The sequence below is a fragment of the Phyllobacterium sp. SB3 genome, from assembly GCF_040009165.1.
Classification (GTDB): domain Bacteria; phylum Pseudomonadota; class Alphaproteobacteria; order Rhizobiales; family Rhizobiaceae; genus Phyllobacterium.
In genome coordinates this window covers 122,208-135,139 of the sequence record NZ_JBDYKI010000004.1, presented here as the reverse complement: position 1 = coordinate 135,139, position 12,932 = coordinate 122,208, and the positions used below count along the sequence as shown (strand labels likewise).

The 12,932-nt window shown below is 52.8% G+C and carries 16 protein-coding genes; 9 read left to right on the top strand and 7 right to left on the bottom strand.

Annotated features, from left to right (window positions below):
- Positions 1-26 precede the first annotated feature (26 nt).
- The 4 genes from accB (at position 27) to ABKW30_RS16070 (ending at position 3,284) form a co-directional block, all read left to right on the top strand.
- Positions 27-494, top strand: coding sequence for an acetyl-CoA carboxylase biotin carboxyl carrier protein (gene accB, locus ABKW30_RS16085; protein ID WP_348599948.1), 468 nt, complete (start codon positions 27-29; stop codon positions 492-494).
- Positions 495-522: 28 nt separating this feature from the next.
- Positions 523-1,884, top strand: coding sequence for an acetyl-CoA carboxylase biotin carboxylase subunit (accC, locus tag ABKW30_RS16080; RefSeq protein WP_008120844.1), 1,362 nt, complete (start codon positions 523-525; stop codon positions 1,882-1,884).
- A gap of 331 nt (positions 1,885-2,215) precedes the next feature.
- Complete coding sequence (aat, locus tag ABKW30_RS16075; RefSeq protein ID WP_348600418.1) at positions 2,216-2,785, top strand: leucyl/phenylalanyl-tRNA--protein transferase; 570 nt, start codon at positions 2,216-2,218, stop codon at positions 2,783-2,785.
- A gap of 85 nt (positions 2,786-2,870) precedes the next feature.
- Entirely contained in the window at positions 2,871-3,284 is a 414-nt protein-coding gene (locus ABKW30_RS16070; protein WP_348599947.1) for a VOC family protein, read from the top strand.
- A 3-nt stretch (positions 3,285-3,287) separates the two neighbouring features.
- Here the strand turns inward: ABKW30_RS16070 and ABKW30_RS16065 are convergent, their stop codons facing one another.
- From ABKW30_RS16065 to ABKW30_RS16040, 6 genes are all read right to left on the bottom strand, one after another.
- Positions 3,288-3,731 (bottom strand): DUF2155 domain-containing protein, encoded by a 444-nt coding sequence (locus ABKW30_RS16065; RefSeq protein ID WP_348599946.1) that lies wholly within the window; start codon positions 3,729-3,731, stop codon positions 3,288-3,290.
- Between the two features lie 76 nt (positions 3,732-3,807).
- A complete protein-coding gene (locus tag ABKW30_RS16060; protein WP_348599945.1) occupies positions 3,808-4,206 on the bottom strand; it encodes an NADH:ubiquinone oxidoreductase subunit NDUFA12 in 399 nt (132 codons plus the stop codon).
- Positions 4,207-4,276: 70 nt separating this feature from the next.
- Positions 4,277-4,765 (bottom strand): GNAT family N-acetyltransferase, encoded by a 489-nt coding sequence (locus tag ABKW30_RS16055; protein WP_348599944.1) that lies wholly within the window; start codon positions 4,763-4,765, stop codon positions 4,277-4,279.
- Positions 4,762-5,271, bottom strand: a complete 510-nt coding sequence (locus ABKW30_RS16050; RefSeq protein WP_348599943.1) for a GNAT family N-acetyltransferase — start codon at positions 5,269-5,271, stop codon at positions 4,762-4,764. Before ABKW30_RS16050 ends, ABKW30_RS16055 begins: the two co-directional genes overlap by 4 nt.
- A complete protein-coding gene (gatB, locus tag ABKW30_RS16045) occupies positions 5,272-6,774 on the bottom strand; it encodes an Asp-tRNA(Asn)/Glu-tRNA(Gln) amidotransferase subunit GatB (RefSeq protein ID WP_008120830.1) in 1,503 nt (500 codons plus the stop codon).
- A gap of 230 nt (positions 6,775-7,004) precedes the next feature.
- Entirely contained in the window at positions 7,005-7,634 is a 630-nt protein-coding gene (locus ABKW30_RS16040; protein WP_348599941.1) for a TetR/AcrR family transcriptional regulator, read from the bottom strand.
- A 95-nt stretch (positions 7,635-7,729) separates the two neighbouring features.
- Here ABKW30_RS16040 and ABKW30_RS16035 point away from each other — a divergent pair, with 95 nt between their 5' ends.
- The 5 genes from ABKW30_RS16035 to ABKW30_RS16015 all read left to right on the top strand — a co-directional run bounded on the left by ABKW30_RS16035 (position 7,730) and on the right by ABKW30_RS16015 (position 12,173).
- Positions 7,730-8,572 carry an NAD(P)H-binding protein gene (locus ABKW30_RS16035; RefSeq protein ID WP_348599940.1) on the top strand — a complete coding sequence of 281 codons (843 nt, stop codon included), beginning with the start codon at positions 7,730-7,732 and terminating at the stop codon, positions 8,570-8,572.
- Positions 8,569-9,060: an anthrone oxygenase family protein gene (locus tag ABKW30_RS16030; protein WP_348599939.1), complete on the top strand. Its 492-nt coding sequence runs from the start codon at positions 8,569-8,571 to the stop codon at positions 9,058-9,060. Before ABKW30_RS16035 ends, ABKW30_RS16030 begins: the two co-directional genes overlap by 4 nt.
- A 207-nt stretch (positions 9,061-9,267) precedes the next feature.
- Positions 9,268-9,525: a YjhX family toxin gene (locus ABKW30_RS16025; RefSeq protein ID WP_348599938.1), complete on the top strand. Its 258-nt coding sequence runs from the start codon at positions 9,268-9,270 to the stop codon at positions 9,523-9,525.
- A 170-nt stretch (positions 9,526-9,695) separates the two neighbouring features.
- Positions 9,696-11,927 (top strand): phosphoribosylformylglycinamidine synthase subunit PurL, encoded by a 2,232-nt coding sequence (gene purL / locus ABKW30_RS16020; protein WP_348599937.1) that lies wholly within the window; start codon positions 9,696-9,698, stop codon positions 11,925-11,927.
- Positions 11,928-11,939: 12 nt separating this feature from the next.
- Complete coding sequence (locus ABKW30_RS16015; RefSeq protein WP_008120822.1) at positions 11,940-12,173, top strand: BolA family transcriptional regulator; 234 nt, start codon at positions 11,940-11,942, stop codon at positions 12,171-12,173.
- A gap of 1 nt (position 12,174) precedes the next feature.
- Here the strand turns inward: ABKW30_RS16015 and ABKW30_RS16010 are convergent, their stop codons facing one another.
- A complete protein-coding gene (locus tag ABKW30_RS16010; RefSeq protein WP_348599936.1) occupies positions 12,175-12,834 on the bottom strand; it encodes a phosphodiester glycosidase family protein in 660 nt (219 codons plus the stop codon).
- Positions 12,835-12,932: the final 98 nt, after the last annotated feature.

Sequence of the window (12,932 nt, the reverse complement as noted above, 5' to 3'; positions counted from 1 at the left end):
AACAGCAATAAGGGGCTTGAAAAAGCATGGCTACCAAAACCACCGGGATCGACAAGGTCATGATCCGCGACCTCGCGGAAATCCTGAATGAGACAGACCTTACCGATATCGAGATTGAACAGGGTGACTTACGCATCCGCGTATCACGGCAAATAACAGTGCAGGCCAGTGCTCCTGTCTATGCACAGGCTACAGCGCCGGCAGCAGTTGCATCTCCTGCGGCAGCCGCAGCGCCTGCCGCTCCGGCCGGTGATCCATCGAAGAATGCTGTTCCCTCCCCGATGGTTGGTACTGTCTATCTATCACCTGCTCCTGGTGCCCGTGCATTCATCGAGGTTGGCACACAGGTCAAGGAAGGCCAGACCCTTCTGATCATAGAAGCCATGAAGACGATGAATCAGATTGCCTCGCCTCGCGCTGGCACTGTTACCTCAATCCTCGTTTCGGACAGCCAGCCCGTAGAGTACGGCGAGTTTCTGGTCGTAATCGAATAGACGGAACCGTTACTGGATCGAGAGCGCAATGTTTCAGAAAATACTCATAGCCAATCGCGGTGAAATTGCCCTGCGCGTCCTTCGCGCGTGCAAGGAGCTTGGCATTCAGACAGTCGCCGTGCACTCAACTGCCGATGCGGATGCCATGCATGTACGTCTCGCCGATGAAAGCGTCTGTATCGGACCTCCTCCTTCGCGCGATAGCTATCTGAATATCCATCAGATCGTTGCTGCCTGCGAAATTACTGGTGCTGACGCAATTCATCCCGGCTACGGCTTCCTTTCGGAGAACGCGAAGTTCGCGGAAATCCTTGAAGCGCATAACATTACTTTCATCGGCCCTACTGCAGCTCATATCCGCGTTATGGGTGACAAGATCGAAGCCAAGCGCACTGCAAAGCGTCTTGGTATTCCGGTTGTCCCGGGTTCCGATGGCGGTGTGACCGATGATAAGGAAGCGGCACGCATCTGTGCGGAAATCGGCTATCCCGTCATCATCAAGGCTTCTGCCGGCGGTGGCGGGCGCGGCATGAAGGTCGCGCTGAACGAAGATGAGCTTTCAATTGCCCTATCGACCGCACGAACTGAAGCTGGTGCGGCATTCGGCGATGATGCAGTCTACATTGAAAAATATCTGCAGAAGCCACGCCACATCGAAGTTCAAGTGATGGGCGATGGTTTCGGCAATGCCGTGCATTTGGGCGAACGCGACTGCTCGTTGCAGCGCCGTCACCAGAAGGTTTGGGAAGAGGCAAATTCGCCTGCGCTCAATTCCGATGCCCGCGAAAAGATCGGCATGATCTGCGCCAATGCCATGGCCGATATGGGTTATCGTGGTGCAGGTACGATTGAGTTTCTCTATGAAAACGGCGAGTTCTATTTCATCGAAATGAACACCCGTCTTCAGGTCGAGCATCCTGTGACTGAAGCAATTACCGGCATTGACCTTGTGCACGAGCAAATCCGTGTCGCATCCGGTGGTGGCCTTTCCGTAAAGCAGGAAGATATCCGCTTCTCCGGCCATGCCATCGAGTGCCGCATCAATGCTGAAGATCCGCGCACTTTCGCGCCATCTCCAGGCAAGATCACCCATTGGCACACACCGGGCGGACTTGGCATCCGTGTCGATTCGGGCGTCTATACGGGCTATAAAATCCCGCCATACTATGACAGCCTCATTGGCAAGCTCATTGTACACGGCCGCAACCGCGTTGAGTGCATGATGCGTCTTCGTCGCGCTCTGGACGAATTCGTCGTGGATGGCATCAAGACGACGCTGCCGCTGTTTCAGGATTTGATCAACAATCCCGATATCGCCAATGGCGACTACGATATTCATTGGCTGGAAAAATATCTGGCTGGTGACGCCCCAGAAACAGCCGAAGAATAATCCAAGGCTTGAGCCTTTCTTGCTTAAATAGAATCGTTCTGCTGGTGGGAATTCGTGGACAAGGTCGAGGGGGTTAGCGAGGCCGATGTTTTCCCATCGGACGAGACTAAAGCCCGATGGATTTGGCCCGAATTCACCCGGCCTTTTAGGTTTCCGGCTGACGGCCAACCACGTTGTCAGGCAGCTTCGTCCGATGGGTAAACATCGACCTTGCTACCTTCCGCGTGGATTGTCTCATCATCCGAGAAACAGAACTTGCTTCTATTTAAACAAGAAAGGCTCAGGAATGGCGGGTAAGAACCCGGAACAAACATTTATTCTGGACCCCGAATTGCTGCTTCGTGCTTACGCAACCGGGGTCTTTCCTATGGCCGAAGAGGCCGATAGTCCGGAAGTTTTCTGGGTACGTCCCGAGAAACGTGGCATCATCCCGTTTGAAAATTTCCATGTTTCTCGCAGCCTGCGCAAAACCGTGCGCAAAGCGATCTTTGATATTCGCTACGATACGGATTTTGAAGGGGTCATTGCCGGCTGTGCAAGCGGCAGCGGCGAGCGTGCCCGCACATGGATCAATCAGCCAATCCGCAACGCCTATGGCAAGCTGTTCGAACTCGGCTATTGCCATACGGTTGAAGCCTGGCGAGATGGCGAACTTGTCGGCGGACTTTACGGCATATCGCTAGGCTCCGCATTCTTTGGTGAGAGCATGTTCTCGCGCCAGCGTGATGCTTCCAAGGTTTGCCTCGTGCATCTGGTCAGCCACCTTATCGAGAAAAACTTCACGCTGCTCGATACACAATTTACCACTGATCACCTTGAGACATTTGGTGCTGTCGAAGTGCCGCGCCGACAATACCAGAAGATGCTCGAGAACGCCCTCGCCCAGCCTGCAGACTTCTGACGACAAGAATATTTTCGTCAAAGAGTAGGATTCATAGTTTTCCATTCGTCCTCTGGTCGGGAATGAACCCAACAGGAGAACTTCGATGAAAATCAACGCTTATCTTAATTTCGACGGCAACTGCGAAGAAGCTTTCAAGTTTTATGAAAGCGTACTTGGCGGCAAAATCGAAGCTATAATCCGCTATGATGAAATGCCGGAAGGTAGCGACTTTCCGCCTGAATCGGCAAAGAATGTCATGCACACCATGATGACCATCGGCGATAATGTATTGATGGGCTCAGATGCGCCACCACCCTATTTCCAAAAAGCACAGGGCATGACGGTCGCGATTAATGTCGACACTCCAGACGAAGCAAAGCGTCTGTTCGCTGATTTGTCGAAAGATGCAGAAAGCATCATGATGCCTCTTGGCGAAACCTCATGGGCTCAGCAATTCGCGATGCTTACAGACCGTTTCGGCACACCATGGATCGTCAACTGCCCAAAACCCATGTAGGGGTCAGCTTTTGTCGGGCGCAGGTATATCCGACTTCTGTTTGCAGGCTTTCAGCCAGACATCGTAAACCGGGTGTTCAACAGCGTTGAGCCCCGGACTATCGGCAAACATCCAGCCGGAAAAAATCTTGCGGATTTTTCGGTCGAGCGTGATCTCATCGACTTCGACAAAAGTATCCGTTTTGGGAGCTTCTGTATCGGGGCGTGTATAGCAAACGCGTGGCGTCAATTGCAGCGCACCGAACTGGACCGTTTCGTTGATATAGACGTCGAACGTCGTGATCCGGCCGGTAATCTTGTCGAGCCCGGAAAACACCGCAATCGGATTGGTGATTTTTTCCTGCGCCAAGCCGGGAGCAGTCAAAGCTGCCAAAGCAATCGCGCCGACAAAAAGTCTGCTAATCAACTGGCCTTTAAAGAAGGGAAAGAACTGGGTCGGACGGATCATTTCACTTCCGGTTTGGCATATACGACGAAGATTCCTCTCCGTCGATAAAGATCAATTGTGGCGACAAAAAATCCGCTTAGTTTCCCGGTGTCCAGGCATCGTAATCGCCGGTCACTGCCGGACGGTTATCCCCATGCGCAATCGAGCCCTTTGGCCGGTAAGCAGCAGCGGAACCTGTCAGGTTCTGCTGATGATTCTTTTCCCATGGATGAGGCTTGTAATCTTCCTGTGACGGCGCCGTAGCAACGCGGTGATGCATCCAGCCATGCCAACCGGCTGGGATGGCCGAAGCCTCGGCATAACCATTATAGATGACCCAGCGGCGCTTGCGGCCTTCGGAGTCGAACGTGCCTTCGTAGTAAACATTGCCAAACTGGTCTTCACCAACCTTCGTGCCCTTGCGCCATGTAAAGAAACGGGTACCGATTGTCTGGCCGTTCCACCATGTGAAAATCTGGGTAATGAGGTTTTTCATAGCAATCCTGCTTGCAACGAAGTCGTTTTGTTACCGGGTTTATGGCCGTATCACTGGCCGATAGCAAGGGTCAAGTTGACGCTGGAGCCGCTTTCAAACTGAGTTTGAAACCCGCATGAGATTTCTCAAAGCCAAGGCGTTCATAAAAGCGATGAGCATCCGGGCGTTTGTTGCTCGATGTCAGTTGCACCAATGAAACGTCATGATCGCGTCCGATCTGCAAACAATAGCTGATCAATTGCGCTCCGATACCTTTTCCGCGCATATCGGCTCTGGTCTGCACTGCCTCGATTGCCATTCGTTTGCGACCACGGCCGGTCAATGAGGTGATGAAGGTAATTTGCGCGGTTGCAACAACCTCCCGGTTGATAATTCCGACAAAAAGCCGGTCATTCGGGCTGTTGCGAATGGCAGCGAATGCACACTCATAGTCCGGCTTCGCACTCGCGTCGGTCGTATCACCATGACCGCCGACTGCATCATTGGCAAACAAAGCTATGAGTTCAGGCAGGTCATCGATCGTAGCCTCCCGAAAGCTCAGACCACTTTCAATATTCATGGTGCGAGTTCGTATCCGGTGAGAGATTTTTCGAGAACGATTACCGAAATCCCCGAATTAGGCTGGCCCCAGTCATCAATCTTTGTGCTGGTTTTCTCGAATCCCCTGCTCTCGTAAAATTCGACAGCGTTTCGATTCTTGTCGATCACTTCAAGCTGTAGCGCAAAGACACCCGGAAACGCGCTTTCGACCTCAGCCAACAGCAATGATCCGACACCTTTCTTCTGATGTTCCGGATGCACGTAAAGCTGATTTAGGATCGAAAGCTTGTGGTCCTTCTGCGAAGCATAGGCCATACCCATAATATCAGCTCCATCATCGGCGATAATGAATTCCGAATAGGGTTTGGCCAGCTGTTTCTTGAGCGCATCCAGCGAATGGTAACGAGCTGTAATGTCGTTGACCTTCTCAACGCCATACACATCATCGTAGGTGGCGTGCCAGGTCTCGACCAGCAAGTCGCGGACAGCGCTCAAATCTTCCTTGGTTGCGCTGCGGACCCACATTTACTCTGTGATCCCCAGCTTGGCTTTGACCAGATCGCTCAGCACCTGCGGATTTGCTTTACCACCTGTGGATTTCATGACCTGCCCGACAAACCAGCCAGCGAGGCTTGGCTTGGCTTTGGCCTGCTCAACCTTATCCGGGTTAGCGGCGATGATTTCATCAACAGCCTTTTCGATAGCGCCGGTGTCAGTGACCTGTTTCATGCCACGGCTTTCAACGACGTCGCGCGGATCGCCGCCCTCATTCCAGATGATCTCAAACAAATCTTTCGCGATTTTGCCAGAGATCACGCCTTCCTTGATGAGATCGATTATCCCGCCAAGCTGATCCGGTGAAACAGGTGACTCTTCGATACCCTTGCCTGCCTTGTTCAAAGCACCGAGAAGATCATTGATCACCCAGTTGGCTGATAGTTTGCCATCCCGGCCCTTGGCTACTGCTTCATAGTAATCGGCAATGGCTTTTTCGGTCACAAGGATGGACGCATCATAGACAGACAGGCCGAGTGCTGAAACCAAACGGGCCTTTTTGTCGTCTGGAAGTTCTGGAAGGTCTGCCTTCAATTCATCGACATAGGCCTGTGTAAATTCCAGCGGCAGAAGATCAGGATCGGGAAAATAGCGATAATCATGCGCTTCTTCCTTGGAACGCATGGACCGCGTTTCGCCCTTTACCGGATCGAAAAGACGTGTCTCCTGATCAATGGAACCACCATCCTCCAGAACCGCAATCTGGCGGCGTGCCTCATACTCAATCGCTTGGCCAACAAAGCGGATGGAATTGACATTCTTGATTTCGCAACGCGTGCCAAACTCGCCGCCCGGTTTACGAACCGAAACGTTGACGTCGGCCCGCATTGAACCTTCGTCCATGTTGCCGTCGCAAGTGCCAAGGTAACGCACAATGGTACGCAGCTTAGTCAGGTATGCCTTCGCCTCATCGGACGAGCGCATATCCGGTTTCGATACGATTTCCATCAAGGCAACGCCGGAACGATTCAAATCAACGTAAGACATTGTTGGATTCTGGTCGTGCAGCGACTTGCCGGCGTCCTGCTCAAGGTGCAGGCGTTCAACGCCAATCTCAATATCTTCAAATTCGCCCTTCTTGTCGGGACCAACGGAGATAATCATCGTGCCTTCGCCGACGATTGGCTGCTTGAACTGTGAAATCTGATAGCCCTGCGGCAAATCCGGATAAAAATAGTTCTTGCGGTCAAAGACCGACTTCAGATTGATCTGCGCCTTTAAGCCAAGACCGGTACGCACTGCCTGACGCACGCACCATTCATTGATGACAGGAAGCATGCCGGGCATCGCCGCGTCCACCAGCGAAACATTCTCGTTAGGGCCCGCACCAAATGTTGTCGAGGCACCAGAAAACAGTTTTGAATTGGAGGTTATCTGGGCATGGACTTCCATGCCGATGACGATTTCCCAATCGCCTGTGGCACCTGAAACAAAACGCTTGGGTTCGGGCGTGCGGGTATCAACGAGAGTCATGCTGGTCTGTCGTTCCTGAATGAAAATATCTGAATACTGGCTAGTGCAATCCGGCTTATGAGGCAAGTGATTCTGAGGTTTTGGCCTATCAGGCTCAAGCTTATGACGCCTTGCAGCGCCATTTACCTCGCGAACAAGATCAATGAACGCCCGAAGTCCTGCAAAAATATGGCGACGACCGGGTTAATATAACAGTTTGATGTGAATGTATTTGGCGTCATATCAGTGAGCTAACTCTCAACCATCTCGCGCAGTGCCATGCGCTTGAAATGCTCGACCAGCGCAGCCCCTTCCCCGCGCTCAACAGATATGGCGAGGCGCATCGTCGCCTCGCCGAGTTGCATAATGAGAAAGCTTGAGCTTTCCAGTTCCTGCCTGTTTAAACGGGAGCCTGATTTTTCACGTGCGTTGGCCAGCGCTGCGCCGTTAATGCGGCTGTCCGAAATATCGATATCCCGCAGCGCTTTATCTGCCTGTGTGCCTGACCAGATATCGCGCATTACGGGCTCTGCCAGAAACATCGCGTAATAGATATCAATCAGCTCGCCGAAAGCCTTGATCAACCCTTCACTATCCTGAACGCCGCCCAATCCATCGGCAATACATTCCTGACCCGCAACATTATAGCGCTCTGCCAACGTGCGAATGATAGCGGCCTTGTCTGGAAAATACTGGTAGAGCGAGCCAATCGAAATTCCCGCCATCTCTGCGACATCGCTCATGCGCATGGAATCGCTTCCCGCCTTTTCGATCAGCTCCGATGCACATCCAAGGATGCGCTCCACACGTTCCCTGCTCCGGCGTTGTGTCGGTTCGCGGCGTGTAGTGGACGCTTGATCGACGGGGAGAACCTGATTCATGAGCAACCCTCACATTTTTATTGACTCTTATAATATGAGGATTTATCACATTTGCAAATATGAGGATTACTCATGTTTGCTTGGAGGTAAAAATCATGAACATATCCACTGGACAAAAACCCATTCTCATCGTCGGCGGTACAGGAAAAACCGGACGGCGGGTCGCCGAGAGACTAACTGCGCAGGGCCTTCCTGTTCGCATAGGATCGCGCAACGCTTCACCCGCCTTTGACTGGGAGCAGCCAGAAACATGGTCTGCGTCGCTTGAGGGCGTCTGCGCTGCATATATTACCTACTACCCGGATCTCGCAGTTGCCGGTGCTGCGGAAACCGTTGGCGATTTCATAAAGCTTGCATTGCGTAAGGACGTGCGGCGGCTTGTCTTGCTTTCCGGGAGGGGCGAACCTGAAGCACAGCATGCGGAAAAACTGTTGCAGCAATCCAGCGCTGACTGGACAATCGTGCGTGCAAGCTGGTTCATGCAAAATTTTAGCGAGAGCATGATGCTGGAGCCAATCATCGCCGGTACGCTGGCTCTTCCGGCGGATAGCGTTCGCGAACCATTCATTCATGCCGATGACATAGCCGATGTGGTAGCTGCTGCTTTGACCGATGATCGCCATATCGGCCAGCTCTATGAGGTGACTGGCCCAAGACTGCTTACTTTCGCAGAAGTAACTGCCGAGATCGCCAAAGCAACGGGGCGCAGCATAGATTACCTCACCATCACACCAGCAGAGTTCATGGAAGGACTTGCTGCAGAAAACGTTCCAGATGACATTGCGGGCTTGGTCAATGAGCTTTTCACAGTCGTGCTGGACGGACGAAACGAGTATATCAGCAACGGGGTTCGTGAAGCGCTCGGCCGCGCACCGCGTGACTTTTCAATCTTTGCGAGTGAAACTGCCGCGACCGGCATATGGGAGCAGAGACAATGATCGTTCTTTTACCAGTTCTGACCATACTCGCCGCGGTCGGCAGCGGCATCATGGCTGGCCTCTTCTTCGCATTCTCCAGTTTCATCATGACAGCATTTTCGAGACTTCCGCCCGAACAGGGTATTGCGGCTATGAATTCGATCAATGTGACCATCCTCAACGCAACATTTGGTCTCGCCTTTTTCGGCACGGCTCTGCTCTGCATTTTTCTGACAATAGTTAGTTTCATGCGCTGGGCAGAGCCCGGGTCGGCATGGCTGCTCACAGGAAGCCTGCTTTACCTGATCGGGATAATTGCCGTTACGATTGCGTTCAACGTGCCACTGAATGATGCGCTGCAAGCCGTCTCGCCTGACGGTCCCGAAGGAACCGCGCTTTGGACACGCTATCTCGCGGAGTGGGTGCCATGGAATCATGTCCGCACAATCGCCAGCATAGGCTCGCTGGTTGCATTCGTGCTGGCTTACGCAAAGCTGGGTGCAGCTTAAAGCTTCACCCTCTTTGACACCCTACCCTTGCATTGCTATATAGCCGCCATCCACGCGATGGAGTTTTTATGTCCAATCAGTCTGAGTCCCACTAAAGCCCCAACTTCTATGAGGTTTGGGGCATGAAAACAGGAGCCCCGCGCCAGTTCTATATGGCTGCGGATGTGTTCTCATGGGCATTTTTGCCCGTTTTCGGGACTTATCAAAATGGACATTTCGCGCGACGAACAGCGCATTCTACACTTGCTCGCCCAAGGCGGTAAAATTCTGCTTGAAAAAGACGAGCGTAAAACCATCCGGGAAATCATCTGCCTTACGCGTGATGGTGCTCGATATACGGCCTGCGATTTAAGGCTGTTTCGTAAACTGAAACAAAAGAAAGCCATCGCCTCATCAGGTGGTGGGCCTTATCGGGTAACGCGGCGAGGTCTTCAGCTGGTCCGCTCTGAACTCGACAATCGTTGAGACTGGCTGGTGGCGCTGAAAGACGCCACCAGCTGCTACAGTCTGCTCGCAACAGCAAACGAGGTATTTTTCGGTGATTCCCTGTTCTTTTTTCTGTTCGACATGGTGTATTCCCGAAGCAAATTGCTCTAAGAGAACCGCTTAAACACACAACGGAATTGATATTGCTCATGGGTCTTTCCAACACTGTTCAGATCACACCGGAACTAATCGCCTCGCATGGGCTGAAGCCGGATGAATATCAACGCATTCTCGATCTGATCGGACGCAAGCCCAGCTTTACCGAGCTTGGTATTTTCTCCGCCATGTGGAACGAGCATTGCTCTTATAAATCATCGAAGAAATGGCTCCGCACATTGCCCACCACTGGCCCGCAGGTCATTCAAGGTCCGGGCGAAAATGCCGGTGTCGTCGATATTGGTGATGGCGATTGTGTCGTTTTCAAAATGGAAAGCCACAATCATCCATCCTACATCGAGCCCTATCAGGGTGCTGCAACAGGGGTTGGTGGTATTCTGCGCGACGTGTTTACCATGGGTGCGCGTCCAATCGCAGCAATGAACGCCCTACGCTTCGGCGAACCCTCCCATCCGAAAACTCGCCACCTTGTTTCAGGTGTTGTTGAAGGTGTGGGCGGCTACGGCAATTCTTTTGGCGTGCCGACAGTTGGCGGCGAAGTCAACTTTGATGCGCGCTACAATGGCAACATTCTCGTCAATGCCTTTGCTGCCGGCCTTGCCAAGACTGATGCTATTTTCCTTTCCGAGGCTAAGGGGGTAGGTCTTCCCGTCGTTTATCTCGGTGCCAAAACCGGGCGTGATGGTGTCGGCGGCGCGACAATGGCGTCTGCCGAGTTCGATGAGTCGATTGAAGAGAAGCGCCCGACAGTGCAGGTTGGCGATCCCTTCACGGAAAAATGCCTGCTGGAAGCCTCGCTTGAGCTGATGGCTTCGGGCGCGGTTATCGCCATTCAGGACATGGGTGCCGCTGGCCTCACCTGCTCTGCTGTTGAAATGGGGGCCAAAGGCAATCTCGGGATTGAACTGATCCTGGATAAGGTGCCGGTACGCGAAGAGCGTATGACAGCTTACGAAATGATGCTTTCCGAAAGCCAGGAGCGCATGCTCATGGTTCTGCGCCCGGAAAAAGAGGAAGAAGCACAGGCCATTTTCAAAAAATGGGGTCTGGATTTTGCCATCGTCGGCCACACCACTGACGACCTCCGTTTCCGCGTCATCCATCAGGGCGACGAAGTTGCCAATCTTCCTATCAAGGATCTTGGCGATCAGGCTCCTGAATATGACCGGCCTTGGATGGAACCCGGCAAGCATGCTCCGCTGCCAGCGTCGAACGTTCCACAAGTTGAAGACTATGGCGCAGCACTTTTGCAGATGTTGAACTCGGCAGACCTGTCCTCTCGTCGCTGGGTCTATGAACAATACGATACGCTCATTCAGGGCAACTCCCTGCAATTGCCGGGCGGCGATGCAGGCGTGGTCCGTGTTGAGGGCCATCTTACCAAGGCACTCGCTTTCTCATCAGACGTGACACCACGCTATTGCGAGGCCGATCCTTACGAAGGCGGCAAGCAGGCTGTGGCTGAATGCTGGCGCAATCTTACAGCCGTTGGGGCCGAGCCTCTCGCGGCGACCGACAATCTTAACTTTGGCAATCCGGAGCGGCCCGAAATCATGGGTCAATTGGTAAAGGCCATTGGCGGCATAGGTGATGCTTGCCGTGCTCTCGCCTTCCCCATCGTTTCAGGCAATGTCTCGCTTTACAACGAGACCAATGGGCAGGGAATTTTGCCGACTCCGACTATTGCCGGCGTTGGCCTTATTCCAGACTGGTCAAAAACAGCCAAGATTGGCGGCATGTCCAATGGGGACGTCCTGATCCTCATAGGCGGCGATGGGACACATCTTGGACAGTCAATCTATTTGCGCGATCTTCATGGGCGTGCCGATGGTCCAGCTCCAGTGGTCGATCTCGCGAACGAGAAGCGCAATGGTGATTTCGTCCGCTCGGCGATCCGCAATGGCCAAGTCACTGCCTGCCATGATTTGTCCGATGGTGGACTTGGCATTGCCTTGGCGGAAATGTGCATGGCATCCGGCAAGGGCGCTTCAGTTACTGTTGGTGAAGATGCGCCACATGCTCTGCTCTTCGGTGAGGATCAGGCGCGCTATATTATTGCTGTATCATCCGATATGGCAAACTTCGTGACGCTGAATGCCGAAGGCTCCGGCATTCCATTCCGTAAGCTTGGAACCGTCGAAGGCAATGCATTGAAGATCGGACAGTTGCTCTCCATATCAGTAACAGACCTGACAAACGCCCACGAATCGTGGTTCCCTGACTATATGAACGGTCCGGCAAACCAAAAAGATAAGGCCGCTTGAGGAGAACGACATATGGCTATGGATGCACGTGATATCGAAAAAATGATCCAGGACGCCATTCCCGACGCGAAGATTACCATCCGAGATCTGGCGGGTGATGGCGACCACTATGCTGCTGAAGTTGTGGCCGAAAGCTTCCGTGGCAAGTCGCGGGTTCAGCAGCACCAGATGGTCTATGACGCGTTGAAGGGCAATATGGGCGGCGTTCTGCATGCTCTAGCCCTACAGACCAGCGCACCGGAATAAGTTATCTTTGTTCAAAAACTGCGATGATCGGCCCAACGGGGTCGATCCCGCCAATCAGTGTTTTCTTGTCATTGGATATCGCTGAAATGGTCCCATCGAAATAAAGTGCATTGTCACAACCCAGCCCATCTTTGAACAGACGGGCAAAACTTCCAAAGCTGACAGGGGCCATTGATATTGCCAGTACAATTGTATTGGCGTCGCGCAGACCAATACCGTTGCGGATAAAGCGCGACGTTCCGTTTGGCTCGAAACGCGAATGAACCTGGCCATTAATAACCAGCATTGGTCCGGATTGTGTTGCTATGCGAACTTCGGGCGTGCCTGCGGCGAATGCACCAGTTTCAAGAATACCGGGCGTCCCGTCCTTTCCAATGAAGAACACACCATTGGGCTTGAGAAAGAAGTTCCCCTCCCCATTGTCTGTCGTCAAACTTCCAGTCTCCTTACCATCTTCGACGTACAGGCCGACTGGAGACAGGTCCTGCTCGTACATACCCGCATTCATTGCCAGGATCGGGCGTGCGTCCTGTGATTGTGCAGCAAGGAATGCTTTCAACGAACCATAAGGCTTGCCGTCAGCGTCTGCCCGGGCCAGTTCAATATGATGTGATCGCAGGTCAATCTCACAGATAATCGAATCGACGTTTTCAAATGTCATCTTCCGGCATTCATCCGGAAGATCTGCATCCGAAACGTCTATCTGCGGTATAAGGGGCGATTTTGGCTGGGACGATGGCCACAAAAACCAGATAATCC